At 67.9% G+C, this 26,948-nt stretch carries 19 protein-coding genes and 1 tRNA gene; 11 read left to right on the top strand and 9 right to left on the bottom strand.

Annotated features, from left to right (window positions below):
• Positions 1–9: 9 nt before the first annotated feature.
• The 4 genes from ABG085_RS04330 to ABG085_RS04345 all read right to left on the bottom strand — a co-directional run bounded on the left by ABG085_RS04330 (position 10) and on the right by ABG085_RS04345 (position 5,579).
• Positions 10–678 carry a hypothetical protein gene (locus ABG085_RS04330; protein WP_347978198.1) on the bottom strand — a complete coding sequence of 223 codons (669 nt, stop codon included), beginning with the start codon at positions 676–678 and terminating at the stop codon, positions 10–12.
• A 70-nt stretch (positions 679–748) separates the two neighbouring features.
• Entirely contained in the window at positions 749–1,900 is a 1,152-nt protein-coding gene (locus tag ABG085_RS04335; RefSeq protein WP_347978199.1) for a restriction endonuclease subunit S, read from the bottom strand.
• Entirely contained in the window at positions 1,897–3,600 is a 1,704-nt protein-coding gene (locus tag ABG085_RS04340) for a class I SAM-dependent DNA methyltransferase (protein ID WP_347978200.1), read from the bottom strand. The genes ABG085_RS04335 and ABG085_RS04340 overlap by 4 nt, the downstream gene beginning before the upstream one ends.
• Before the next feature lie 8 nt (positions 3,601–3,608).
• Positions 3,609–5,579: a hypothetical protein gene (locus ABG085_RS04345; protein ID WP_347978201.1), complete on the bottom strand. Its 1,971-nt coding sequence runs from the start codon at positions 5,577–5,579 to the stop codon at positions 3,609–3,611.
• A 195-nt stretch (positions 5,580–5,774) separates the two neighbouring features.
• Here ABG085_RS04345 and ABG085_RS04350 point away from each other — a divergent pair, with 195 nt between their 5' ends.
• The 4 genes from ABG085_RS04350 (at position 5,775) to ABG085_RS04365 (ending at position 14,967) form a co-directional block, all read left to right on the top strand.
• Entirely contained in the window at positions 5,775–6,401 is a 627-nt protein-coding gene (locus ABG085_RS04350) for a hypothetical protein (protein ID WP_347978202.1), read from the top strand.
• A 56-nt stretch (positions 6,402–6,457) separates the two neighbouring features.
• Positions 6,458–9,493, top strand: a complete 3,036-nt coding sequence (locus ABG085_RS04355) for a PD-(D/E)XK nuclease family protein (RefSeq protein ID WP_347978203.1) — start codon at positions 6,458–6,460, stop codon at positions 9,491–9,493.
• Positions 9,490–12,801, top strand: coding sequence for a UvrD-helicase domain-containing protein (locus tag ABG085_RS04360; RefSeq protein WP_347978204.1), 3,312 nt, complete (start codon positions 9,490–9,492; stop codon positions 12,799–12,801). The genes ABG085_RS04355 and ABG085_RS04360 overlap by 4 nt, the downstream gene beginning before the upstream one ends.
• 117 nt (positions 12,802–12,918) lie before the next feature.
• Positions 12,919–14,967 (top strand): sigma factor-like helix-turn-helix DNA-binding protein, encoded by a 2,049-nt coding sequence (locus ABG085_RS04365; RefSeq protein WP_347978205.1) that lies wholly within the window; start codon positions 12,919–12,921, stop codon positions 14,965–14,967.
• 32 nt (positions 14,968–14,999) lie between these two features.
• Here ABG085_RS04365 and ABG085_RS04370 read toward each other — a convergent pair whose 3' ends face one another.
• From ABG085_RS04370 to ABG085_RS04380, 3 genes are read right to left on the bottom strand one after another with little or no spacing between them, the layout of a single operon-like run.
• Positions 15,000–15,914 carry an FRG domain-containing protein gene (locus tag ABG085_RS04370; RefSeq protein WP_347978206.1) on the bottom strand — a complete coding sequence of 305 codons (915 nt, stop codon included), beginning with the start codon at positions 15,912–15,914 and terminating at the stop codon, positions 15,000–15,002.
• Complete coding sequence (locus ABG085_RS04375; RefSeq protein WP_347978207.1) at positions 15,911–17,359, bottom strand: ADP-ribosylglycohydrolase family protein; 1,449 nt, start codon at positions 17,357–17,359, stop codon at positions 15,911–15,913. Before ABG085_RS04375 ends, ABG085_RS04370 begins: the two co-directional genes overlap by 4 nt.
• The gene (locus ABG085_RS04380) at positions 17,359–17,640 is read right to left on the bottom strand and encodes a hypothetical protein (RefSeq protein WP_347978208.1); all 282 of its coding nucleotides are present in this window, start codon (positions 17,638–17,640) and stop codon (positions 17,359–17,361) included. The genes ABG085_RS04375 and ABG085_RS04380 overlap by 1 nt, the downstream gene beginning before the upstream one ends.
• A 170-nt stretch (positions 17,641–17,810) precedes the next feature.
• Here ABG085_RS04380 and ABG085_RS04385 point away from each other — a divergent pair, with 170 nt between their 5' ends.
• The 3 genes from ABG085_RS04385 (at position 17,811) to ABG085_RS04395 (ending at position 20,164) form a co-directional block, all read left to right on the top strand.
• Positions 17,811–18,344 carry a hypothetical protein gene (locus tag ABG085_RS04385; protein ID WP_347978209.1) on the top strand — a complete coding sequence of 178 codons (534 nt, stop codon included), beginning with the start codon at positions 17,811–17,813 and terminating at the stop codon, positions 18,342–18,344.
• 63 nt (positions 18,345–18,407) lie between these two features.
• A complete protein-coding gene (locus tag ABG085_RS04390) occupies positions 18,408–19,520 on the top strand; it encodes a hypothetical protein (RefSeq protein ID WP_347978210.1) in 1,113 nt (370 codons plus the stop codon).
• On the top strand, positions 19,517–20,164 hold the full coding sequence (locus ABG085_RS04395; protein ID WP_347978211.1) for an NUDIX domain-containing protein: 648 nt from the start codon (positions 19,517–19,519) through the stop codon (positions 20,162–20,164). The genes ABG085_RS04390 and ABG085_RS04395 overlap by 4 nt, the downstream gene beginning before the upstream one ends.
• A gap of 162 nt (positions 20,165–20,326) precedes the next feature.
• Here the strand turns inward: ABG085_RS04395 and ABG085_RS04400 are convergent.
• A tRNA-Met gene (locus ABG085_RS04400) sits at positions 20,327–20,399 on the bottom strand.
• A gap of 150 nt (positions 20,400–20,549) precedes the next feature.
• Complete coding sequence (locus tag ABG085_RS04405) at positions 20,550–21,614, bottom strand: LacI family DNA-binding transcriptional regulator (protein ID WP_347978212.1); 1,065 nt, start codon at positions 21,612–21,614, stop codon at positions 20,550–20,552.
• Between the two features lie 191 nt (positions 21,615–21,805).
• On the opposite strand from ABG085_RS04405, the gene ABG085_RS04410 reads away from it, so the two are divergent.
• The 4 genes from ABG085_RS04410 to ABG085_RS04425 all read left to right on the top strand — a co-directional run bounded on the left by ABG085_RS04410 (position 21,806) and on the right by ABG085_RS04425 (position 26,901).
• The gene (locus tag ABG085_RS04410; protein ID WP_347978213.1) at positions 21,806–23,428 is read left to right on the top strand and encodes a beta-xylosidase; all 1,623 of its coding nucleotides are present in this window, start codon (positions 21,806–21,808) and stop codon (positions 23,426–23,428) included.
• A gap of 41 nt (positions 23,429–23,469) precedes the next feature.
• Positions 23,470–24,789 carry an ABC transporter substrate-binding protein gene (locus tag ABG085_RS04415; protein ID WP_347978214.1) on the top strand — a complete coding sequence of 440 codons (1,320 nt, stop codon included), beginning with the start codon at positions 23,470–23,472 and terminating at the stop codon, positions 24,787–24,789.
• Positions 24,790–24,871: 82 nt separating this feature from the next.
• Positions 24,872–25,975, top strand: coding sequence for a sugar ABC transporter permease (locus tag ABG085_RS04420; protein ID WP_347978215.1), 1,104 nt, complete (start codon positions 24,872–24,874; stop codon positions 25,973–25,975).
• On the top strand, positions 25,972–26,901 hold the full coding sequence (locus ABG085_RS04425) for a carbohydrate ABC transporter permease (RefSeq protein ID WP_347978216.1): 930 nt from the start codon (positions 25,972–25,974) through the stop codon (positions 26,899–26,901). Before ABG085_RS04420 ends, ABG085_RS04425 begins: the two co-directional genes overlap by 4 nt.
• Positions 26,902–26,948: the final 47 nt, after the last annotated feature.

Here is a 26,948-nt window from a genome sequence, read left to right on the forward strand (position 1 = left end):
CGAGCTCGGTCACGAGGTGAACTCGAATTCGAGATTGATCGTGGGATCGATGGCTTCCACGATTCGTGTGTAGAACGCCGCGGCTTGATCTTCGAGCACCGGACGGAAGCCGTCGATGTGCTCGTCAACCGCCTCATCGGAGAGAATCTCCTCGAATATCGCGGTGGTGTCGATCTCCGGTGTCGTCCAGCTGAGTGCGCCGTTCTCTTCCTTGGCCACGCTCAGATCGGGGTTGACGTAACCCAGGTAGATGAAATCGGGGATGAGGACGCGATAGGAGTTGTCGCCCGTCTGGACAATCTCCACGTCCTTCCCCTCGATCCCATACTTGGCGTCGTACTCATAGCGCACGAGGACCGACCGCTCTGTACCCGGGAGAGTGAAGAGCTGGAAATCGCCGATCGCGAGCTTGAGGCCATCCGCGCGCTCCTCCTCGACATCCGTCATGCCCGCGGTCAGAAGAACCACCTGCTCCTCACCCTTGATGGAGCGGATCACCTGTGTGTCGCGCGACTCGGCGGCACCGAGAAACTTGCCGACTGAGACGCCGGCAACGGCGGCTCCGCCGACGAGGGCCAGGATGAACGCGACGAGCAGGACCTTCGCCCAGACGGGCGTCTTCTTGACATGCTTCGATGCGGGTGCGGTCGCCGAAGGCGGCGCGGACGTGGTGGTCATGCGTTGAATCTCCCCAGATGCGTGCGACGGTGCAGTCTTGTGAATGTATCCGGTATCGAGCCCGTTGCGCTCAGACGCCGGCGGCGGCCGCAACCTTCTCCGCATGGCGGACGCGGAGTTTGCCCGACATGAGCTGCGGAAGCAGTGCGTCGCGGGTTGCGGCGAGCGTGCGGTTCTCGCGGCTGACAGCGTCAATGAGTTCGATCAACGCATCCGCCTGGTACGTGAAGCTCGCGATCCTTGTCGTGTCAGCGAGTGCGATCGGCAGTGCGAGAGCTTCCGAACGATTCAGGCCGGGAACCGCCGAATCATTGTTCATCTCGTCGAGGCGGAGTGTTCGGAGGAGGAAGTATAGATATGGCTGCGAAATCCCCGCGCGCGTCCCACGGACGTAGAAGGTTGTGTCGATTGGGAAGTGTGGCCCGCTGACCCAGTGAACGCTTCCGGCAGACCCCTTGCGGCCGACAACCACACCCGAGCGGTCGACGAGAGCAACTGAATGCGCACCGCTGATGCCCCCGCTGCCAACCACGGCGACTTCGCCAGAGCGCCGCGCGGCGGCAGACAACGCTTTGCCGTATTCGAGCGAGACAATCGCTCCAAGCGTGCTCTTGGAGTGTGCAGGATCGGCTTGGATCAAGCGGAACTGGGTCTCCATTAGGCCCCACGCGGTCGCGGCGAGGGCGGTGTTGGCGGCGATCTTGTCGTCGAGGGCGCCCAGCACCTCGGCGATCGCCTGCTGCTCTGGGAGCGGCGGGAGCGGGATCGGGATGCTGCGGAGCGACGTGAGCGGTTGCCCGATTCCCGGCGTTCCCACCGTCGAGGCGCGGCTCAGCAATTCGTCGCGACCCTTGTCGCGGAAGTAGAGAAGAACGAACCGCGAGTCGGCCACGTCCGTGTCGACCGTCAGCTTCATCATGCTTGATGAGAGCAGCCATTCCTGATCGTCTACCCGTGCAACACGACCTATCGCCCCGCGATGAGGGAAGACCAGGTCACCGGGTCTCACCAGACACGCAGGGAACTCATCCGCGGTTTCGCGAGCCACGTACACGAGGTCGTCGGTTGAGAGTCCCCATCGATCGCCTATGTTCTGTCCGCGCACGACAGGCACACCACTGCTCGTGTAGCGATCAGCACGCAGCGCGGATCCGAAGGGTCCAATCGCGATGGAACGCGGCACGGGTGCGGCGATGTCAGCAATGGTGACGGTTTGGATCATGACACTCGCTCCAACTGTTCGCGCACAACCTCGGCGAGCCGCGCCGACTCCGCGAACTGCGTCTCAAGCTCTGCTCGCAACCGCGCGAGCTTCTCCTCGATCGGCTCGCCATCGTCCTCGACATCCGCGGCGCCGACGTAGCGACCGGGCGTCAGCGCGTAGTCGGCGGCCTTGATCTCGGCGAGGGGTGCGGAGTAGCAGAAGCCGGGGGTGTCGGCGTATGCGCCGGGTGCAGACGTTTCGTCTCGCTCGTTCCTCGCTCGCTCAACGACCAAGACCTCGGGCGCTTCGACAGGCTCAGCGACCGGTGTGGCCGGGAAGGCGAAGGCGGCGGCATCCGTCTCTTGGCCCATCCAGGCGTGGAAGGTGCCGGCGATCTTCGCGATGTCGTCGTCGCTCAGGGCGCGCTCGGCGCGATCGACCATGTGGCCGAGGTTGCGGGCGTCGATGAAGAGCACCTCGCCTGCGCGCTTGCCCTTGTCTTTCGCGAAGAACCAGACGCACACTGGGATGCCGGTCGAACGGAAGAGCTGCGTCGGCAGGGCGACCATGCACGAGACGAGGTCGGCCTCGACGATCTCGGCGCGGATCTGGCCCTCGCCGCCCGAGTTCGACGACATCGAGCCGTTCGCCATGACGACGCCGGCCTGCCCTCCGGGAGCGAGTTTGGAGAGGATGTGCTGGATCCACGCGTAGTTCGCGTTGCCGGCCGGCGGCACGCCGAAGCGCCAGCGCGGGTCGGACTCGTTGCGGGCCCAGTCCTTGATGTTGAACGGCGGGTTCGCCATCACGAAGTCGGCCTGCAGGTCAGGGTGCAGGTCGCGGGCGAACGTGTCGCCCCAGCGCGGACCGAGGTTGCCCGACAGCCCGTGGATGGCGAGGTTCATCTTCGCCATGCGCCACGTGCGCTCGTTGAGCTCCTGCCCGTACACCGAGATCTCGCTGCTCTCGCCGTGGTGCGCGTCGATGAACTTCTCGGCCTGCACGAACATCCCGCCCGACCCGCACGCCGGGTCATAGACGCGCCCGTGCGTCGGCTGCAGCAGTTCGACCAGCACCCGCACGACTCCGGCGGGCGTATAGAACTCACCACCCCGCTTGCCCTCGGCCGCGGCGAACTTCTCGAGGAAGTACTCGTACACCTCGCCCAGCAGATCGCGCGCGCGGCGCCCGTCCGACCCGCCCTGGCCCTGCGCGGCGAACCGTGCGGAGTTCAGCAGATCGAGCAGCTCACCCAGTCGGCGCTGGTCGACGCTGTCGCGGTTGAAGATGCGGGGGAGCGTGCCCGAGAGCTGCGGGTTCGCCTGCATGACGGCATCCATCGCCTCATCGATCAGCAGGCCAATCGACTTCTCGACGCCGTCGACCGATGCACCCTTCGCACGCTCGGCGAGGAACCCCCACCGCGCGTTCGCCGGTACCCAGAACACGCCGCGTCCGGTGTACTCGTCGGTGTCGTCGATGAGGTCGGCGATCTGGTCGTCGTCGTACCCCTCGGCCGTGAGCTCGGCGCGGATGCTTGCACGCCGCTCATCGAAGGCGTCTGACACGTACTTGAGGAAGACGAGACCGAGGATGACGTCCTTGTACTGCGAGGCATCCATCGATCCGCGCAGTTTGTCGGCGGCCTTCCAGAGCGTGTCTTTCAGCTCCTTCATCGTCGACGGCGCCTGCGGGGCGGCTTTCGGTATGCGGGGCATGGTATTCCTTACTGCGGAACGGATGCCGCGGCTGCGGCGGGATCGGTGAGCATGACTGTGCCGGAGGCAACGCCGGCGGCGAGCAGGTCGGCATAGGCGTCGAGGGCTTCGACGCGGTGTTCGAGCGCTCTGCGGCGCGTAGCGATATCTGCGAGTGCGGCCCGGAGCGGCGCCGTCTGCTGCGGGGCTACTCGACGCAGCCGCCACCGTCGCCACGATCCGGCACCGCCGGGCGAGCGATCGATGTCGAGCGCCATGAGTTCGGGCACGAGGCCGCCGGGGTCGGACGCGTCGATGCGCAGGACGCGAGCGGGATGCGCCACGACCTTGGAGCCGTCGGCATCAACCCACGCCTTCGCGGTCGGTGAGGTGCGGAAGATGATGTCGCCCGGTGCTGTCAGTCGCGCGGAAGGATGCCGCTGCGCGAACACCATCGGATCGACGCGGTGCTCGCCGATCTTCGCGGGATTGTCGAGATCCTCGGCGCCGACCGCGACGAGACCGGTGGGCGAGTACTCGTCGTGCGCGAGGCGCGTCCCAGCCAGAACACGCAGGTGCCGATCGGTGAGGAGCGCATCCACCGACGCCGAGTCGAGTGGGCGCCCGGGTGCCGAGGTGGGCGAGGCCACGGGGACGTCGTCGGGCATGCTCGCGCGGGCCTGATCCAGCAGCGCCGGGAGTTCCCGTGTCGAGCTTCGGGCGGTGGCAGCGCGGGCGCCGGGGCCGAGCAGATCACCGCGTGCGGCGAGCAGCGAGGTCGTGCGCACGAGCCGAGTGAACCGGAACGCGTGCGCACGCACATCGTGAGCGCTGCCCATCGCGGCGACCACATCGCTCGCCAGGTCCGCCCTGGCCGCTCGTGTCAGCGTGACCTCGGTGAGGTCGGCGACCGCCGTGAAACGATCGGCCAGCGGGACGTCGCCGGCCTCGCGCCCCAGCACCCAGAGCGCGAGCGCCTCTCGAGCGGCCGAGGTGACCAGGCCGGAGGGGAGCCGCACGATGGCGCGGACGCGCCCCGACCGCAGCACGTCGGTGCGCGTCAGCGCGTCAGTCGTCGCGATCGACCCGATCAGAACGCCGGCCGGTGCGAGCACCAGTGCCCGGTCATCGTCGCGCATGGCGAGAACCAGCTCGTCGAGTGTCCGGAGCATCTCCGACGCCAGGAGAGCGCCGGCCGAGGGCAGGCGCGTGACAGTGAGCCGCGGCGCCAATCCAGAGGTGTGGTCGAGAGTCAACGCGATGCCGTCGAGCAGCAGGCGCCGGACGATGCCGCGCCGCTCTGGCTGCTCGGCCAGGGAGACCTCGGAATCGGCGAGAGCGGAGATGAGCTCGTGTGCGAGCGCCGAAGCGATGCCTGCGGCGACGACGAGCGTGGAGTCGCGTCCAGCCATGAGCGCTACCGACAGGCCGAGCAGCAGCGCCTCGGCGTCAGCCGTGAGCGGACCGGCGGATCCGCCGGCTGCTTTCGTCGACGCATGGCGCCGCTCAAGGAGCCGCGATGCCGCGAGGGGCGAATACGCGGCGTCGGCAAGCAGATCAGCCCACTCCGCCCAGGCCGGCTCAGCTGCCGACACTTCGGCGGCCAGGCACGAGTCGTCTGGATCCGCGACGGCGGCCAGGCGGCTGAGCGCGTCGGCGTCCAAGCCGCCGACAGTCTCACCGGTCACCGCGTGCAGGGCGAGCAAGGCATCGACCGCTGCCACATGCTCGGCATCCGCGAAGTCGAACCCCCGCGGGACGGCAGACGCCGCTGCGTCGGCCACAGCTTCCGGATTATTCCCGTGGTCCGTGCGCACCAGCCACTGGGCGATGGACATCGCGTCGAAGAAGGGACGTCCGTCTTTCTGGTGTGCCGCATGTGGAAACGGATCAGCGGTCCCACTGAAGCGGGCTCGCCACATCGATGCCACCGGCCGCTGCACGCCGGCCAGGCGCGCGACGCCGGCCAGGTCGATGAGAAGCGGGGGAGTCGAGGACATGTCGCCAAAGCTAGCGGTGAATCAGGCAACTTTGTACGCAACATCCGATAAGAGGGCTTATCAAGCTGGTTGCTCCATGCACCATCCGACTCGAACCACTATCGGTTCCGGCGGCAAACGTCGCCGCGACAGGCGGGGCTCTGCTGGGGGGCCGCTCCGCCTGTCGCTCAACCTCGACCTCGACCGGAGCATGTCATGCACAAGATTGCACCCATCGCCGCGGCATCCGTCGCCCTCATTCTCTCGCTGACGGCGTGCTCGCCGGCGCCACGCGCCGACTCGGGCAAGACACCCGACACCGCGCCCGTCGCGACAGCCGAGGCCACGCCCGAGGCGACGGAGGCTGCCGCACCGTCTGAGTTCGGTGAGACGGTCACCAGCTCGCGCGGCAATCTCGTCAAGGAGATCGGCCAGCTCGCTGGAACCTCCGCGCTGGCATCGGATGTCGTGACGTCGAGATTCGCCGTCACCGACATCGTGCTGGACCCCGAATGCACCAGCGGCTTCGCCGAGGCCCCGGCGAACGGTCACTACCTGGGCATCCACCTCAACATCGAGACGACTCCCGAATTGGCCGAAGACGAGTTCCCCTGGATCACGTTCACCCAGCACGACTGGCAGGCCTACGACGCCGAGGGCAAGCGACTCAACGACCCGGTCGGCAACGCCTGGTCGTGCCTCGACAGTGGCCAGCAGCTGCCGGTCCAGATCGGCCCGGGCCAGAGCGTCTCGGGATGGATCGTCCTCGACGTCGCGGCGACGAACGGATTCGTCGTGCTCGCGATGGCCGGCAGCCCGACCGGCTGGGAATGGGCGTACTGAAACGGCGACCTCTCCTGATAAGAACGAGATGCCCGCTGCACCCGGAGGTCAGCCGTATGAACATCACGCACACTGCCTGGGGTGCGCCCGCGCTCGAGGCCCTGCGAGCGCTCGTCGCCGAGGCGCAGCGCGACGACTCGCTCGCGCCCGTCACCGTCATCGTGCGCGACAACATCGCGGGTCTTACGGTGCGGCGCGCCCTCGCGCGTGGCGTTGATGGTCGCCTGGGTGTGGCAGCGATCACGACCGTCACGCTCCCACGTCTCGCCGAGCTGGAGCTGGCGCGCGCGGGGAAGACGAGTACTCCCGTAACGACCGCGACGCTGACGATGGCATGGCGAGCCGAGCTCGCGCGCGAGCCGCTGTCGCTCGCGCGGGTGGCCGAGCATCCGTCGACCGTCCGCGCTCTCGTCCGCGCACACCGCGAACTGCGCCGCGTCGATGCTGCCAACCTGCAGGCGCTGGCGGGCCAGTCCGAGCTGCTCGCCGATGTGGTCGCGCTGCACCGTCGTGTGCTCGCGCGCCTCGGCGAAGAGCGGCGGGATGAAGCGGCGCTCGTCGAGGCTGCGAGCATTCTCGACGGTGGCGGCCGCCACCTTGGCCGGATCATCGACTTCCTGCCCGCGCGGCGCACGCCCGCCGAGCAGCGCTTCGTCACGCAGCTGACCCGCGGCGCCGACGCGCACGGGATCTTCGCGGGTGAGGCAGAGGTCATGGCATCCGAGGTCTTGCACGCCTCAGACGCCGACGAAGAGGTACGGGCCGTCACTCGTCAGGCGTTGCAAGCCCTCGCTACGCACCCCGGCCCTCGACTCGCGATCCTCTACACGGCCCGCTCGCCCTACGCGAGTCTGCTGCACGACCGCTTCACGGAGGCCGGGATCTCCTTCAACGGTCACGGCGTGCGCCCGCTTCGCGACCGCGCAACGGCGGATGCCTTCCTGACGCTGCTCGCTCTGGATGGCGCCGACCTTCGCCGTCGCGAACTCTTCGACTGGCTGGGGCGTGCGCCGATCCGCCTGGCGGCCGCCGATCGCATGACACCGCCCCGGTCCGCGTGGGAGCGCATTTCACGCGAAGCGGGCGTCATCGGCGAAGACCACTGGACGACGCGTCTTGACGCCTTCGTGCGCACCAAGCGGGCAGAGCGAGAGGAGCTTGCGAGCGACCCGGATGCCTCGGAAGGCAGCATCCGTCATCGCGAGATGTCGATCGATCAGGCCGAGGGTTTGCGACTGTTCGTCGCGGAGCTCCGCGATCAGCTTGCGGCGGCGACTCGTGTGCAGACATGGGCGGAGCTCGGCACGTGGGCGCTGAACGCCCTGCACCGCTACCTCGGCCCGTCGCACGAACTCCACAATCTGCGCGAGGACGAGCAGCGCGCCGTCATCGCGATCGAACAGACGCTGCGCTCACTCGGCGACCTCGACGGGGCGCTGGGCGGCGGCGTGACTCCTCGGCCGGATGCGCTGCGCGACATCGTCGAGGCAGATCTCGAGGCCCGCATGCCGCGCGTCGGCCGTTTCGGCGAAGGCGTTTTCGTGGGCCATGTCTCGTCTGCGGCGTCGCTCGACGTGGCCCGCGTCTGGGTTGTCGGGCTCTCGGAAGACCTGTATCCCGGCAGACTCAACCCCGATCCGCTGCTTCCCGAGCGCGCCCGGGCGGCCTCGGGTGGCGCCTTGCCCACGGTCAGTGAACGCGTCGACGACCTGCGGCTCGCGCTCGCCGCTGCCCTTCACGCGGCGCCTGTCTCGACGGCGAGCTTCGCGCGCGGCGACCTACGCCGGAGCACCGAACGCCTGCCGAGTCGCTGGCTGATGCCGACCATTCGGGCGCTCGCCGGGCTGCCGACGCTCCCCGCGACGAAGTGGGACGACGCGGAATCTGCCCTCACCGGCCTCAGCTCGAACTGGTCAGAGACGCGCACGGCCGAGTTGCCGGCGACCGAGCAGGAGCTGCGCCTGCGTCGCCTCGCCGCGGGTGACGAGCTGGGCGATCCGGTGTTGTCCGACGCCGCAACGCTCGTCGACGCGCGCCGTAGCGTTGCCTTCACTCGCTTCGACGGCAACCTGGCCGGCGTCGCGGACCTGCCCGACCTCACGAACGGCCACACACTCGTCTCGACAACGGCGCTCGAGGCCTACGCCAAGTGCCCGCACGCGTACTTCGTCGAGCGGATGCTGGGGGTCAAGCCGCTCGAGCAGCCAGAGGAATCGGTCACGATCGCCCCGATGCACGTCGGAAACCTCATCCACGAGACGATGGACGACCTGACGCGCGAAGAGGCCCAGCGTCTTCCCGATTACGGCGGGCCGTGGACGCCGGAGCAGCGGGCGCGTCTGCGTGAGCTCGCGAACGCGAGGGCCGACGACTACGAGGCTCGGGGTCTGACTGGGCACCCGCGGCTTTGGGCGACCGATCGGGCGTCGATCCTCGCCGATCTCGACGCGATGCTCGACGACGACGACGCCTTCCGGGCAGCCGAGAGCGCGCGGGTGCTCGCGAGCGAGCTGCATTTCGGCATGCGCGGGATCGGGCCCGTGCACGTCCAGGTCGCGAGTGGTTCGGTCGGCCTGCGCGGCAGCGCCGACCGCGTTGACCAGCGCGCCGACGGATCGCTGGTCGTCACCGACATCAAGTCAGGCAGCTCGCGCGGCTTCGCCGACATCGAGCGCGGCGATCCGCTCGTGGCCGGCACGAAGCTCCAGCTGCCCGCATACGCCCTCGCAGCCAAGGCCCGGTACGGCGAGCAGCCCGTCACGGCCCAGTACTGGTTCGTGCGCAAGGATCGCGGGCGCCGCATCGCGGTGCCGCTCGACGAGGAGTTGTCGTCGCGATACCGCGACATTCTCGACACGCTTGCCGACGGCATCCGGTCGGGGATCTTCCCTGCGAAGCCGCCCGAGAAGGACGACTATCTCTTCGTCACATGCCCGTGGTGCAACCCCGACGGACTCGGGTACGGGTCGCTGCGGGACGGGTACGCCAGGAAGAACACGGATGCCGCGATGCGGCGCCTGCTCGGAGTCATCGACCCCGCGGTGGTGTCCCAGGCTGGGACAGCTGGTGCAGAAGAGGGGAGCGGCCGATGACCCTCATCGAGGTACGGGATGACACGGGAGACCGGACCGCGATCGCCAACGACACTGATCGCACCCTTTTCGTCGAAGCCGGTGCCGGCACAGGTAAGACCCACGCGCTCGTCGGTCGCGTGAAGACGCTCGTGCTGCGTGACGGTGTGCCGCTGACGCACCTCGCCGTCATCACCTTCACTGAGAAGGCAGGCGCCGAACTTCGCGATCGGCTCCGCGCCGCCCTCGAAGAGGTCGGTGCGGACGATCCGCAGTATTCCGCTGCAGGCAAGGCCGTCGAAGACCTCGACCACGCCCCGATCGGCACCATCCACTCGTTCGCGCAGCGCCTTCTCGCTGCCTATCCCATCCAGGCCGGCATGCCTCTGCTCGTCGAGGCGCTCGACGAAGTGGCCTCGTCGGTGGCCTTCGACGAGCGGTGGTCAGTCGCGCAGCGCCGTCTCCTCGATGACGAGTCGCTCGCGGCGCCGCTCGGGTTGCTGCTCGGCGCGGGCCGAAAGCTCGATGACCTCCGCTCCCTTGCGCGCGCGTTCGGCAACGACTGGGACCTCATCGCCGATCGCGTGCTCGCCGAACCCGTTCCCACGGTGATGCCCGCGCTCGATGTAGACCCCATCTTGAGGCAGGCGCAACTCCTGCTCGACCGGCGATCGGAGTGTCGGGATTCTGGTGACCGGCTGGTCACAAAGCTCGCCGACGTCGAATCCAGCCTCACCCAGTTGCGGCGTGCGACAAGCGATGTGGAGCGCTTCCGTCTCCTTGGCTCGCTGGGGATGTTGAAGTTCGGCAACTTCGGACGCAGGGACAACTGGCCCGACATCGCCGGCATGCGTGGCGCGTGCGCAGACCTCGCGTCCGAGGCATCCGCCCTCGTCGCCCGTGTCGTCGACGCCGCCGTGCGCCCCGTCGCACGCTGGATCGCGGCGTGGGTGCTCGAGTCCGCCGAGGCGCGGATCTCGTCCGGCGAACTCGAGTTCCACGACCTGCTCGTGGCGGCGCGCGACCTCCTGCGTCGCGATCCCGCCGTGCGAGAGGAGCTTCAAGAGCAGTACCGGTACCTGCTCATCGACGAGTTCCAAGACACCGATCCGATCCAGCTCGAACTCGCCGTGCGCATCGCCGGCGGGCTGGAGGCGGAGGCCATCGATTGGCGCGACATCAGCGTTCCGCCGGGATCCCTGTTTCTCGTCGGCGACCCGAAGCAGTCGATCTACCGGTTCCGTCGCGCGAGCATCGAGACCTACCTCGAAGCTCAGGAGAAGCTCGGCACTACGGTCTCGCTGAGCCGCAACTTCCGCACGACGCCACCCGTGATCGACTGGGTGAACGGACTGTTCGGGGGCGTCATCGTCGAACAGGACCGCAAGCAGCCGCCCTTCGCCGCCCTCGCGCCGTATCGCCAGGCCGAAGCTGTGGGGGCTGACGTGACGTTGCTCGGAGTCGAGGAGCATCCCGACGCACGACTGACCGCTGACGAGTTGCGCGCGTTCGAAGCAGCTGACGTCGCCGGTGTCGTCACGCAGGCGCTTGTCGAGGGGTGGACGGTGTCTGACAAGCGCACCGGGGAGTGGCGCGCGATCCGCGCGAGCGACATCGCCATCCTCATCCCAGCGCGCACCTCGCTGCCGTTCCTGGAGGCCGCGCTGAGCGCGGCCGGCATCTCCTATCGCACCGAATCGAGCTCGCTCGTCTACTCGGCTCCGGAGGTACGCGCCATGATGGCCGCGCTGCGTTCGATCGCCGACACCGGCGATGAGCTGGCGACCGTCGCCGCGCTCCGCTCGCCGCTCTTCGCGTGTGGCGATGACGACCTCTACCGCTATCGGCGCGCCGGCGGACGGTTCCGCGTCGGAACGAAGATCCCGGATGCCGCAGCGGAACTGCCCGCAGCCCTCGCCATGGACTGGCTCGGGGAACTTGCTCGTCGCAGCCGCTGGATGAGCCCGGCTGAGCTGCTGACCGAGCTCGCCCTCGAGCGGCGTGTGCTCGAAACCGCTGTCGTCACCGACGCCGCGCCACTTGCCCGCGATCAGTGGAGCCGCGTGCGGTTCGTCATCGATCAGGCTCGTGCCTGGGCAGAGGTCGAGCACGGCGGCTTGCGCGAGTACCTCGCCTGGGCGACGCGTCAGACGGAGGAGGGCGCACGCGTCGCGGAAGCGATCCTTCCTGAGCACGACCTCGACGTGGTGCGCATCATGACGGTGCACGCGGCAAAGGGCCTCGAGTTCGGCATGGTCGTGCTCTCGGGCATGACCGCACGCCCGCGCAATGTCCCCGGGGTGCAGCTGCTCTGGCCGGATGCCGGCGGATACGCGGTGCGGCTCGGGTCGGGCGTGCAGACGAACGACTTCGAGACGGCGAAGCCGCTCGACGAGCAGATGGACGACCTCGAACGTCGGCGCCTGCTGTATGTTGCGGCGACGCGCGCCCGCGACCATCTCGCGGTCTCGCTGCACCGGGCCGCCAACGCGGTGCAGACCTCGGCGCGCGTGCTGGCAGGCGGTGGGGCATTGGACGCACCCGGTGCCGTCGCCTTTGTGCCGACCGACGACCGCCTTGCAACGCCGCTCGCGTCGAACACCGTGCCATGGGCGGGGACGGATGCCTCGTGGCGCGAGTCCGTCGAGGCTGCCCGCGCGCGATCGGCGGCCGTGGCGGCGCGATCGGCGTCGGGACTCGAGGGCACGGAACCCGAGGCCTACGGCGAGATCGCCGTGTACGTCGCGGCCGAGGACGAGGCGCTGGCGGAGGTCACGGCGGGGAAGGCGAAGGGGGCACGAGACCTCGAGCTGCCACCGTGGCTCAAGGGCCGGTACGGAACGATGATCGGGCGAGCTGTGCATGGTGTGCTGCAGACGGTGGCGCTCGACGGCTCGGCCTCCGACGACGAGTTCGCCGCGGTCGTGGCGGCGCAGTGCGCGGCAGAAGGGGTGACCGAGTTCGCCGACGCTGTCGCGGGGTACGCCCGATCGGCTCTGGCCTCGCGCACCGTGGGCAAGGCATCCCGTCTGGAGCACTGGCGCGAGCTCTTCGTCGCCTCGGTGGAAGGTGACGGAACGGTGCTCGAGGGCTTCATGGACCTGATGTACCGGGACGCCGACGGTGGGCTGAGCATCGTCGACTACAAGACTGACGCGATCCCGGTAGGCGCCGTTAGAGCGCGGTCGGCGTACTACGCTCCGCAGCTGCACGCCTATGAGCGGGCGCTGACGGCGGCGACGGGTGCGCCTGTGCGCTCGGTGCTGCTGTTCGTGCGCGCCGACGGCTCGGCTGCGTGGGAGGTGGAACTTGCACCCGCGGGCGCGTAGACGCCGGGGGTCTGTGTCTGCGCTCTGTGGCAGAGTGATCGGCGTTGCGGCCACATTGGGGCACTGGGCGGAACAGTCTGACAAGCGGCGTATGCCCGGCTGGGCATGGGGATTTTCATGAACGACGAGACGGGGCAGGTCCTCGCGCACCACATCGACGGCGGAGCCGACATCGATCCCCTCGACGAGAGCCTTCGAGTGCTGTTGCTGAGAGATCGGTTGCAGGGGATCCCGGATCGACTCGATCTTGGAAGAGTGCGAATGGGGGTTCGCATGCGCAACATTCTCAGCCGCGAGGGCCTAGGGAGCTACGGCGAGATCAAGCTGATGTCGGTCAACGACCTGCTCGCCCTGAGGGGCGCGGGGGTGGGATCGGTGCGTGAGCTGCTGGAGGGCCTCATGACGGCGACGGGTTCGCCTCCCGCACCCGAGGTGGCCGCGATGGATGCTGCGCCGGAACCCAGATGGAAAGCTGACGTGGTCGAGGACCTGGAGACACTCGCGCGCTGGCATCGAATCCTCGGATCCGAGGATGTCTCGGTACTCACGGCGCCGGACGGCGTCGTCGAGCCTGCCGCGGTCGCTTCCGCGCGTGCCAGGATAGCGGCGCTCGCGGCATCCGATCTGCTCCCCGACGTGGAAGACGGTGGCGCGGCCGCCGCAGCGGTAGAGGCGGCGCTCGCCGGCCCGGGCGACCGCGAACTTACCGTGCTGCGCGATCGGGTGATGGCTGACGACCCAGTGAGTCTCGACGATCTCGGCAAGCAGTTTGAGGTGACGCGCGAGCGCATTCGGCAGATCGAGTCGAAGCTCATCGCCATTCTGACCGAGCGCACGAGGGCGGGCGACCTTCACTCCCTCGCTACGATCGCCTCCGGCGCGATCGGATCGCTCGTGGGGTTGCGAACGCTTGTGCAGCGCCACCCGACACTCGGAGAGCACGTGTCCGCCATCGGGCAGCCCGTGTGGCGCTTCCTCGATCGGATCGACCTCTCGTACGAGATCAAGGACGGCTGGTGCGCCCGCGGCACCGTGGCTGGTGCGGTCGCTCAGACGAAGAGCGAACTGACGCGGCTTGCAGCCGGGCGCTCTTTCGTCGAGCTGGCGGCTGTCGACAGCCCGGGTCTCGAGCTGTCGACGGAGTGGCTTGAGTACTGCGGGGTAACGCTGCTCCGAGGATGCGCGTTGCTCGGCCGCGCCGGCATGCCCGATCGCGCCGAGGTCATTCTCCATACTCAGCAGGAGCCGATGTCGTCCGAAGCCCTCGTCGCCGGGCTCGGAGTTGATCGGAGTGTGCGATCGCTCCGGAATCAGCTCTCGGAGGACCCCCGTTTCTCGCGAGTCGACCGCGATGACTGGGGGCTCGCGTCGTGGGGGCTCACCGGCTACCTCGGCATCCGCGCCATGATCGGCCGATCGCTGACCACCGCAGGCGGAGAGATGACCATCGACGACCTCGTCGCTGACATCACGAGCCGCTTCGATGTCTCGCCGCGCAGCATCGTCACGTACGCAACGTCGTTCCCGTACATCACGCTGAAGGGCGTCGTGCGTCGTCGTGCGCGTCGAGACATGCGGCGACCACGGCGGAAGGGTCTCGCCCAAACGCGGGGACTCTACCGCCACGACGACAGCGTCAAGCTCCGGTTCGTCGTCAACTCCGAACATCTCCGGGGCAGCGGCAGCCCGTTGCCGAACGCGCTCGGCGAGGAGATCGACCTATCGGTCGCCGAGGCGAAGACGCTCGTGCGCACCGGCGTCGAAGGAACCATCCTCGTGTCCTGGCGTGGCCCGCAGATCGTGCTCGGAAGCGTGCGCGCCGAGATCGAGAAGCTGGGGCTCCGGGAGGGTGACCTCGCATTCTTCGTCTTCGGCACCGACGGCACCTTCGGCGTCGAGCCGGTCCAAGAGAGCAACAGTACGGAAGCTCGGATTCTTGCTCTCACGGGCGACGCTCGCTCGGACGATGCAGACGTGTGGGCGACACTCGCGGACCGCATCGATTCGGCTGCAGGCGAGCGGGACGCTGTCCTCGCCGCACTGTCAGCGCGCGGGGACGCACAGATCGTCGAGATCGCAGGAACCCAAGAGGCGTATCCGGCCGTACAGAGGAGCCCGACGGAGCGAGTTGGTGAGGATCAGACCGCGATGTCTGGGTCTCCGTAACGCTCCGATCGTCACCCGGCAGCGGCGGCGAGTCAGTCGCCGACGATCTTGTCAGGCCATCGGTGCGCGTAGGTCGCCAGTCCCTCGATGTCGGCGTAGACACTGGCAAAGTGGTAGCCGAATCGATCCTCGAGTCGGCTGCGGATCTCCTTCTTGCCGTCGACCGTGATGCGATAAGTGAAGACGGGTGCATCCGCGCGGGCGAGACGATCGGTGTTCGCACGTCCGAGTCGCAGGGGGATCGAGGAGAACTCGCGCATCTGGGCGGCGGTCAGATCGTTCCACCCTGTGTCGGCGAACACGGGCGCTCCATCCAACAGGAACGCAGCATTCTGCGCGGGGATCCGAGCGTGCAGTGCAGGCGGCCGCCAGATCTTGCGCCCCGCGCCTGTTCCCCACTGCTGTACACGGCGGGCGCTATCGGACTTGAGTTGGTGCCAGCGGGGGGTGTTCGTCTTCCATAGCGAGTTCAGCTGCAGCGGCTCGTTGTCGTCGACGAACACCAGAAGGCGGCCGTCGAGGTGGTCACATTCGTCATCCCGTGACACCGCGAACCAGGCCGCGATGAGCGGATTGAAAGTGACGTCGAGGAGTCGGGTCGGCGCGCCCACGTGCTGCATCTGCGCGAACAGCGGGAGTGCCGGTGTTCCGTCGAGTCGCCAGTCGATCCGGGCGAGGCGAAGAAGCTTCTTCTCGGCGCGCACGAGATCGTCTTCGGTCGCAGGTTCGTTCTTCACCCGCTCGATGGCGCGTGCGAGCGAGCTGTGCAACCCCCAGGACGCATTTGCCTGCCCACGCCAGACGAAGCCGCGGTAGGGGTAGAGGGTTGTCAGAGTATCGACGACCCGCTGGAAATCGTCCCAGCCTTCGATGCGGTCTTCCCAGCGTTCGTAGAGGCGAGTCGCGTCGATCGGACCGTCGAATCGTGTCGGCATGACCGAGATCATGGCAGAGGCTCCGGTGCGGCGACAGGATTGCGGCTGAGGCGCTCGACCGCGTCGCGCAGGAACTGCTTGGGGGCGAATCCGGGCAGAGTCATGCCGATGTCCTGCCAGGCCTGCTCGAGCGAAATGCCATGATGGCGGACTCCGTAGAGCGCGGCGACCGCTGCCGTGCGGCTGCGGCCCTCGGCGCAGTGCAGGAACACGCGCCCGCCTTCGCGGCGGAGGGTGGCGACGGCATCCACTGCGTCTTCGAGGACGACGTCGAGGTGATTGTTTCTGTAGTCCTGGTCGATGAGCCAGATCTGGACGCTCTCGACCCTGCCGGGTGTGTGACGGCGCCCGATGCGGCAGAGGGAGACGACAGCATCCACCTCATTGGGGAGTCGATCGAGCGCGGCGATCGAACCGATCCAGACACCGTCGTCATACGGGTGCCTGAACAGGTGATCGTTGAACGGATACACGGTGGCTCGGGCGGCGCTGGGCCACCCCTCAGGGTCCGGCTTCCCGTGCCGCGCGGCGAGGCATGCGAGTCGGACGAGCTCATCAGAGCCCAGCCCGGGCCATCCGTGCAGACGGCGTTTCATCGACCAGGGCAGAGCGCTCGCTCCCCACGTCGCGCCAGCGAGCGATCCTGCGATCGCGGCAACCGTGTCGGTGTCGCCTCCCCCGCGTACCGCGCGTTCGATCACATCGCGCGGTGACGTCGCTCCCGAGAGCGCGGCAAGGGCAGCCTGGAACGCGCGGACGACCCAGCCATTGCCTTCGCGGAAGTCGCGAGGGTGCGCGTGAAGGTGCGTCGCTTCCTCGATCAGGTCGCTCCACCGATTCCGGCGGTCCGAGGGAATCCACGCCAGCTGAGCCCGGATGTCGAGCTCACCGGTCAAGATCGCGTGCCGGACGGCGAGACACCAGAGTGTGCACGCATCGACGTTGTCGATCTCCCAGTGCGTGAGTTGGGCGATCCGTCCTGCTGCCGAGCCAAGCTCGGCCGGCGAACGGTCGAGGTAGCCGAGTGCGTCCGGTCCCGTGCGCATGAGGGACCCGTTGCCGCCACTGCGCCCAGCGCCGACGTGCATCGCCTCGGCGACGTTTCTCGCGTCCTTCTCATCCGCGTCGTCGGCGAGCCGGCCGAGCACGGAGCGAGTTTGAGAGCCCACATCCTTCGCCGTCCGAGACCAATCGCGCCAGCTCCGCAGGATCGTCGCCATCGACGACTCGTCTTCGAGCTTGTGCCCGTCCGCCAGCAGAGCCAGGACCGGCATGGCCATGCTGGTGTCGTCGGTCCACTCGGCGACCTCGTGACCGAAACGGCCGACACCGAACTCAGGTGTCACGGAGTCCGAGAGCGCGGGGCCGAACTCGTACTGCGAGCCGAGCGCATCGCCCGCAGCCGAGACCACGACGGCTCCGGCGGCGCGATCGAGCTGCGGCGCGGAGAGGTGCATCAGTGTGCTCCCACCGGGGTGACGTGCGAGCGCTCGCCCGAACGCACCGAAGAGGCACTCTCAGTGCGAAGGTAGAAGAACTGCCACTTCCCCTGAACGGGGGAGTCTCCAGTGCATGTGTACACGGCGGACGGATGGGATGCCGCGGGCTGGCCCAACGGGATGGTCAGCGAAGCTCCTGTGTACGGCCCGCCGAGATCGGGCAGGTCGCCGTACGAGGCGCCGTCCAACGGGCCGCCGAACAGCTGGCACAGGACCCTGCCCTCGATGCTCTCGTTCATGTTGTGCTCCTTCGATTAAACGCATATCTGCGCTAAAGCCAGTCTGCCTGCCGTTGCCAAATTGCGCAAGACTGCGTTAAAAGCAAATGAATTGGTATGTTGGGCAGGCGATATTTGCGCGGCTCTGAGCTAAATGTCGGTGGCAGGTGACAAACTTCGAACGAGAGGGAATGGAGGAGCGCATGGTCCGTACGTCGTTGCCGGTGCAGAGACCTGGGGGAGCTGTGGCGGCCCCGGAGATGGAGCAGGCTTTCGCCACGGAGGTGGAATCATGGTTGCGCCATCACGTGGTCGCGGCGCCGCCCGTGACCTGGAGTCCACGCGGCAACGGGCTGATCGCCGTCCGTTCCGTGGACGAGATTGCCGAACGGGTGAGCGGATTGCTCACTGAAGGATCCTGGGCGGTGGCGAGGCGGACACATGCCTCGTTGTGGGCGCAGTGCATGCGAGTGGACGGGGGCTGGATCGTTGAAGTCAACGGTGTTCCCGGACCCGCCTGCTTCACGCGGCGAGTGCAGCAGGCCCGGGGTCGTCCACGTCTTTGGCAGGCCATCGGCCGTCGGCGGGTCTACGATGCCGGCCATCTGATGGCGGACTATCTGCCCCACGACGTCTTGACGAGCCCACTGCAGGTGGCGCAGATCATGTGGGCCTGGCTACGGGCATCATCCCTTCCTGATGGGTACGCATTGCGAGACCTGTGATCAGGCCGGCCCCGCGATCCAGCACGACGTCCGCTAGATGAGTTTGCAGCGAGGAGAGACGAGATGAGTATGAACGACGCCGCCAGTGGACCGAAGCAGATCCTTTACATCGACATGGACAACACGCTGGTCGACTTCCGGTCCGGCATCGACCGAATCGACACCCGACAGCACGCCGACTTCGCGGACCGGTACGACGAAGTCCCGGGCATCTTCGCCCTCATGGAGCCGCTGCCAGGGGCGATCGAGGCGTTCCATGAGCTCGCGGAGGTGTACGACACGTACATCCTGTCCACCGCGCCGTGGTTGAACCCGTCGGCCTGGCAGCACAAGATCGAGTGGGTCCAGCGGCACCTCGGCGAGCACGACGGCACGCCCGCGTACAAGCGACTGATCCTTTCGCATCACAAGAACCTGAATCGCGGGGACTTCCTCGTCGACGACCGGCCGTTCCACCGCGGTGCCGACAGGTTCGAGGGTGAGGTCATCGCGTTCGGAACCGACGAGTTCCCTGACTGGCCCACGGTTACGCAGTACCTGTTGAAGCGCGCGACCTCGGCCGGATCCGTCGTACCTGTGAAGGGCGACGCTGACGGGGGCGACGGCGCCGCTTCCGCATCATCCACGGTGCAGGAGAAGCCGATCTCCGACCTCAGCGACACGGAGCGGCTCGAGCAGTCGGCGCGCGCCCAATCGCTCGCGGTCGCCGTGCACACGGGCCAGCGCGACAAGCTGGGGGTGGACTACATTCGACACCCGGCCGCCATCAGCCTGCACTTCGACCCCATCGCGAACACCGTCGAACACTGCGCCGCCTGGTTGCACGACGTGCTCGAAGACACAGCCGTCGATGCTCGCAGGCTGCGGCTCGCCGGCATCCATCCCGCCGTGATCGAGATCGTCGCGCTGCTGACGCGTGACTCGAACACGAGCGGCGACGACTACTACCGTCGCATCGCTGGGAATGCCGCGGCGCGCGCCGTGAAGTACGCCGACGTCACACACAACACTGACCCCGACCGCGTCGCGCCCCTCGATGAGCCGACGAGAGATCGGCTGCGCGAGAAGTACGAGCACGCCCTCCAGGTGCTCGGTCTGCCATGGCCCGATCACGCCGCCTTGCGCGCGAGCAACGCGTGGGTAGTGGGAAATCCGCAGGTCTACGGACGGCGATGATCTACCGCGACAGCCACGGCAAATCCCTCGAGGACTATCCGCGCCCATCGGTCGCGGCCGACACCGCGGTCCTCACGATCGCGGGCGATCGGCTCTGCGTGCTGCTCACGCTCACCAACGACGCCACCCGCCGCGAGGAAGCGGAATGGCGGCTGCCAGGGACATTCATTCACTCCGGCGAGACGCTTCGGGATGCCGCCACCCGGGCACTGCGCGACAAAGCCGGCGTCGTCGGCGTCGAGGTGCGACAACTGCACGTGTTCGACGCGCCGCAGCGCGACGATCGCGGCTGGGTCCTCTCCGTCGCGCACTATGGCGTCGGGCGCGCCGAGGCCCTCATGACGAGCGAGCGGGTCCGTCTGGCCCCGGTCGATGAGCTGCCGCCTCTCAAGTACGACCACGCCGCGATCGTGGCGTTCGCCGTCGACTCGGTGCGGACCGACTACCGGCGCAGCCCCGACCCCGAGCGGCTGCTCCTCGCACCGTTCACCATCCGACAGCTCCGCCTGCTCCACGAGATCGTCCTCGGAGAGCAGCTGCTGCCCGACACTTTCCGGCGCACCATGCTCGACAAGCTCACGCCTACCGGCGCGCAGCTGCGCGAGGGGCGCGGCCGTCCAGCCGAGCTCTACCTGCGTGCATGACGAGGGAAGGGGCACCACATGTTAGGTGCTGTCCGTTCAGGCCCGATTCGTGGGCAACGGGAGTGGTACATCACCCTCCGCCGCTCAGACCAAGAGCCGAATATTATTCACTCGGGTTGATCCACTATGAACTCCCGATGAGGAGGCGCCCGCGCTATGTCGACGCGACGGCGGGAGTCGAACCCGCTGCGCGACCGGGTATGAGCCGGCGCCCGGAACCAACCGGATCGTCGCGATGCTCCCGCTGGGCGGGAACGTCACCACCGTAGCGGGACGCCGATGGGCGTGCGCAAGAGATTAATGATGGTTTCGCCGTGAGTCGACGGATGACGGCCGATTCGATCGGGCGGGAGGCGGCGTGGGCGTTTCGTCTCGCTTCGCTCGCTCAACGACCGGGAGGTCGGTGACCGCCCACAGGCACCGGCGCGGTGCTGTCGCGCACCATCAGCGAGGTCGCGAGCTCGACATGCCGCGAGGAGGGCTTGTTCCCCTCGGCCATCACCAGAACCGTCTGCACGGCCATTGCGCCCATCCCCTCGAGGTGCTGATGCACCGTCGTCAGCGGCGGCGTGGTCCACGCCGCCTGCGGGGTGTCGTCGAATCCCATGACGCTCAACTCCTGGGGAACACGAATGCCGAGCTGGTGGGCGGCCGCCAGCACACCGACGGCGATCTCGTCGTCGCCGGCCATGATCGCGGTCGGAGGATTCGCCGACGTCAGGATGTCGCGCGCGTGCTCGGCTCCTGTCTCGATCGCGAACTGACCCGCGCGGATCAGCGATGCGTCGATGCTCACTCCCGCGGCGTCCAGCGCCGCCTGGTAGCCGTAAAGCCGGTCGCGCGCGGCGTCGGACGCCTCGGGACCGCCGATCCAGGCGATGCGGCGATGACCGAGCTCGATGAGGTGCTCGGCGGCGGTGCGCGCCCCTGCCCAGTTGCTCGAACCCACGCTCACCATGCGCGGGTGGTGCGTGTCGACCGGGTCCACCATGACGAACGGCAGGCTGGCGTTGCTCGCGGCCTCGATCAGCCCGTCCGGCTGCGACAGCGTGAGGCCGACGAAGCCGACGACGCCTGACGCCTTCTGCTCGTCGATCCACTCGCGGGCGACGGCGCGCTGCGTGCGGGAGCCGCGGGCAGGTGCGAGGCGCGTGATGAGATCGAGGCCGGCCTCGGTGGTCGCCGCGAGCACACCCTGAAGAACGCCCAGGATGTACGGCGACGCGGGGATGTCGAAGACGACGGCCAGCGCGCGACGGTCGGGGGCCGGCGCCGGCGCCGTGCTCGGTCGGTAGCCGAGCTCCGCGACCGCCTGGAGCACGCGCTCGCGCGTGTCAGCCGAGATGTCTTCGCGGCCGTTCAGCGCCTTCGACACGGTGGCTCGCGAGACGCCGACCGCTGTCGCGACGTCTGCGAGGGTCGCGCGATGCTGCCCGGAACCGCTCACCACGGCGTCGCAAGCTCCGAACTAGTTTCGAAATCCAGTTCCACTTTCGTCCTCCGCGGGTCTCACCTGTCGGCTCGATGTTGACAGCAGCATGCTCTGCTGTCTAGCCTGATCGAACGATACATGTTGCGAAACATTTTCGCAAGTATCGAATCCACCCGCATCTCGACCAACGGAGGTCATCCTTGTCCGTCGTGACAACGCCCGCACTCATGATCGACGGACGGTCGTCTGCCGACGTGCCGCTGCATCACGTCTGGAGCGTGTGCCTCGGAGCGGGGAGGGCGAACGAGGCGCTGCGTGCGGACTGGCAGAGCCATTTCCGCGAAGCGGTGAACACGCTGGGTGCCCGCTACGTGCGGTTCCACGGCGTCTTCCACGACGACATGTTCGTGTACCGCACCTCCAACGGCGGCGGCTTCGGGCCGGCGACGCCTCTGGAGAAGCCCGTCTTCACCTTCGCCTACGTCGACAAGGTGTTCGACGCCATCCTCGACATGGGCGCACGGCCCTTCGTCGAGCTCGGCTTCATGCCGCGCGAGCTCGCCACGCAGACCGAGACGCTCTTCTGGTGGAAGGCGCACTGCAGCCCCCCGAACGACATGGGGGCCTGGGTCGACCTCGTCACGGCGACCGTCGAGCACTGGATCGAGCGCTACGGCATCGACGAGGTGCGCACGTGGCCCTTCGAGATCTGGAACGAGCCCAACCTGGTGCCGCACTTCTGGACCGGCACCCGCACCGAGTACTTCGAGCTCTACGAAGCGACGGCGAGAGCGCTGAAGGCGATCGACCCGGCCCTGAGGGTGGGCGGTCCTTCCTCCTCGGTGTTCGTGCCGGACTCGCGCTACGACGGCGAGTACCACGACAAGTCGGTCGAGGCGGCGACCGCCGAGGCGCCGGATCCCGAGGTGCTGCCCTGGAAGCCGGTCTGGATCAACGAGCTGATCGCGTACTGCGCCGAGCGGGATCTGCCCATCGACTTCCTCTCCACGCACCTCTACCCCACGGACTACGCCTTCGACACGCAGGGCGTCGGGCGGTCGATCAGCCGGGGTCGCGATGCCACGCGGCAGGACCTCGAGATCATGCGGCAGGTCATCGCCGACTCCCCGTACCCGAACGCCGACCTGCACATCACCGAGTGGTCGACGTCGCCGTCCAGCCGCGACCACATGCACGACACGGTCTATGCGGCGACCTACATCGTGCGCGCCTTCCTGCAGTGCCACGACCTCGCCGACTCGATCTCGTACTGGACGTTCACCGACGTCTTCGAGGAGGGCGGGGGCGGCATCGGGCCGTTCCACGGCGGCTTCGGGTTCGTCAACGAGCAGGGCATCCACAAGCCGACGTTCCACGCGATGGCCATGCTCAACCGCCTCGGCGATCGCATCGCCCTCCAGACTGATCACGGCATCATCACGAAGACCGAGACGGATGCCGTGGCCGCGGTGTTCTTCAACTACCCCGAGTCGATGGGCTCGCACTCGGTGGGCGGGGCCACCCGCTACGAGCAGACGCGCCGGCTCGCGGGCGAAGGACCGGCCCGCCGCATCCTCCACGTCGTCGACGGGCTCATGCCCGGCGACGTCTATGCCGTCGAGATCCTCGACCAGGAGCACGGCAACGTGGCCGAGGCGTGGCACCGCCTGGGCCAGCCGCTCAACCTCAGCCGTCACCAGGTCGCCGATCTCACGACGATCGCCGACGACCTCGACCGCAGCTCGCTCACCGTGCGGGCCGACGGCGTCCTCGAGATCGACATCACCTTGGCGCCCTGGGCCGTCATGTCGATCTCGCGCACCAACCCCTGACCCAGAGATCCCGCGTACAACGACGTCACGAAAGGACCACCATGAGAATCAGCAAGCGCGCCGGGGCGATCGCCGCCACCACCGCCCTCGCGGCCCTCGCCCTCACCTCCTGCAGCGGAGGCGGCGGCGGCGCCGGCAGCGGCGGGGGAGAGGCGACCGACGACAACAAGCCCGACAAGCTCACCGTCGCGGCGTGGATGGACTTCCCGCCCGAGCTTCTGAAGTCCTTCGAGGAGGAGCACGGCATCGAGGTCGTCGTCAACTCGTTCCCCGACGGCGCCTCGGCCCAGACAGTGCTGCGCAACGGCCTCTCGTCGAACGGCGCCGGCCTGTCGGACGTCCACCTGGTCGAGATCGACTGGTGGACCGAGATGATGGCGGTTCCCGAGGACTGGGTGGAGCTGCCCGAGATCCCCGACCGCTGGCTCGACTGGAAGGTGACGCAGGGGTCGGTCGACGGCGTCATCACCGGGTACGGCACCGACATCGGTCCGCTCGGCATCGCCTTCAACCAGGACATGACCGGTGCCGCCGGCCTTGCGGCCGATCCCGAGTCGTTCGGCGAGTTCATCGGCGGGGATGCCGCCACCTGGGAGTCCTTCCTCGACGCGGGCCGCGAATACGTCGCCGCTTCCGACAACTACTTCGTCGACTCGCTCTCGAGCGCGTTCCAGGCCGCCATCAACCTGCTGCCCGACGCCTTCGAGGACCCGGAATCGGGCAATCCGTACAACCTCGCGGACAACACCCAGATCCAGGAGCTGTTCATGACGTTCGCCGAAGCGGCGGAGGACGGCGTCTCGGCCGGCATCCCGATCGGCCACGCGGACTGGGGGGCCGGATTCCAGAACCGTCAGTGGGCCACCGTGGTCACCCCCGCCTGGATGGCCGGCATCATCGCGGAGAACGCCGACGGGGTGCCCGGCTGGCGTGTCTCGAGCACGTTCCCCGACGGAGGCGGCAACTGGGGCGGCTCCTTCTTCGCCGTTCCCGCCACCGGCGAGAACACCGGGTGGGCAGTCGAGCTGGCCGACCACCTGACCTCGGCCGACGCCGCGGTCGAGTGGTTCCACACCACCGGGCAGTTCCCCTCGCAGGTGGAGGCGATCGCGAGCCCTGACATCGCCGAGACCGAGAACGAGTTCTTCGGCGGGCAGAAGCTCGGCCAGATCTACGGCGACCTCGCCGCAGAGGCGGGCGACGCCGCAGCGGGCGGGTACCGAGGCGAGAACTTCGCGGGGATCCAGACGCTCGTCACGGACGGCATCCGCCTGGTCGAGACCGGCAGCGCCACCCCGCAGGAGGCCTGGGACTCCGTGGTCGCCGATTTCGAAGCGCTCGGCTTCGAGACCGCCGACTGATCCACAGATCGCGGCCCGGCGCGCTCCGCGAGCCGGGCCGCGATCGCCCGACATGGAACAGACATCACGGAAGGCACGAAGGATGGCTCTTCAATCAGCGGCACCGCGACCGGTGCGGCGGGTCGGCTGGGGGCAGCGCCTCTCCCGCTGGGACGTCAAGCTCTCGCCCTACCTCTACGTCTCGCCGTTCTTCCTGCTCTTCGCAGTGTTCGGGGCGTTCCCGCTGTTCTTCAACATCGTCGTGGCGCTGCACGACTGGCACCGGCGCGCAGGGATGGGCGACTTCGTCGGCCTCGACAACTTCGCCTGGGTGCTGCAGCAGCCGCTGTTCTGGCGCTCCCTCGAGAACACGATCTCGATCTTCCTGCTCGGCGGCGTCCCTCAGCTGATCCTCGCGCTGTTCATCGCGTCGATCCTCGATCAGAACCTCCGCGCGCGGACGTTCTGGCGGATGAGCGTGCTCATCCCGTTCGTCGTCATGCCCGTGGCCACGTCGATGATCTTCGGGCAGGTCTTCGGCCAGTTCGGCATCCTGGTGCCGAACCTGCACGCGCTCGGCCTCTTCACCGAGAGCAGCTCGCCGTTCTTCCAGGAGCGCCTGCTGTCGCACATCGCGATCGGGTCGATGGTGGTCTTCCGGTGGACGGGCTACAACGCCCTCATCCTCCTCGCGGCCATGCAGGCGGTGCCGCGCGACCTCTACGAGGCCGCGACCGTCGACGGCGCGGGCCGCAGCCGCCAGTTCTTCTCGATCACGATCCCGAGCATCCGGCCGACGCTGATCTTCGTCATCCTGACGATGACCATCGGCGGGCTCGAGATCTTCGACGAAGCGCGCCTGTTCGACGGCGGCGGCACCGGCGGGGGCGCGGGCGGCACCGACAACCAGTGGACCACCGTGATGCTGTACATGTTCAATCTGGGATTCGGGGAGTGGCAGGACCGGTTGGGTCAGGCGGCGGCCGTCGGCTGGATCTTCGCCTTCATCATCCTGATCATCTCGCTGCTGAACTTCGTCCTGACGCGGGCGATCTCCTCGTCAGACGCCCCGCGCACGGGCCGAACACGACGTCGAGCCCGCGGCGCACGGATGCCCCAGCCTGTTCCCGTCCCCGCCACGGCCCCCGTCGAGGCGACCACGTCACCGGCTGTGGCCGACGACGCCATGGAAGGAGCGCGCCGATGAGCACGGCGTACATCGAGAACACCGCCGGTCGAGGGGCCGCGCGATACGCGGCCAAGCGCGCGTCGCGCGGCCGGCCGATCGCCGCGCACCACCCGTCGGCCCGCCGCCCCGGTTGGGTGACCTACGCGATCCTCGGCGTCGTCTTCGTCATGTCGGTCTTCCCGCTCTATGCCGCGGCGATGTACGGCTCGTCGACGACGACGGAGATCTCGCGCGCCGTCGGAACCCTGCCTCGCTGGCTGCCGACCGCCACGCTGTTCGAGAACTTCGGCGCGGTGGTCGCGGCCGAGCAGTTCAGCATCTGGCTCGCCTTCGGCAACTCGCTGCTCGTCGCCGTCGCCGTCAGCGCGAGCGTCGTGTTCTTCTCGACGCTCGCGGGATTCAGTTTCTCGAAGCTGCGGTTCCCGGGCCGGCAGGCTCTGTACGTCGCCGTACTCGCCACGTTGATCATTCCCGCGCAGGTCGGGACGATCCCGCTCTTCGTCATGATGAACGAGTTCGGCTGGATCGACTCCGTCCTGGCGCTGATCGTCCCGGGTCTCGTGGGCGCCTTCGGGGTCTTCTGGATGACGCAGTACCTGCAGGAGGCGCTGCCGTATGAGCTCATCGAGGCGGCGCGCGTCGACGGAGCCTCGATGTTCCGCACCTTCTGGTCGATCGCGCTCCCGGCGGCCCGCCCGGCAGCGGCCACCCTGGCGCTGTTCACCTTCATCGGCTCGTGGAACAGCTTCTTCTGGCCATCGGTCGTCATGCGCTCGCAGCTCACGATGCCGCTCGTGGTGCCGCAGCTGCGCGGGGCGTTCACCTCTGACACGGGCCTCGTGATGGCCGGCGTCTTCCTCGTGGCGCTGCCGCTGCTGGTCGTCCTCGCCCTCGCGGGCAAGCATCTCGTCGCCGGCGTCATGGCGGGCGCGGTCAAGGGGTAGGCCGCTCCGAGGTGCGCTCTGCGGCCTCGTGGGTTACGTGCTCGAGG

Source organism: Microbacterium sp. ProA8, from assembly GCF_039905635.1.
Lineage (GTDB): Bacteria > Actinomycetota > Actinomycetes > Actinomycetales > Microbacteriaceae > Microbacterium > Microbacterium chionoecetis.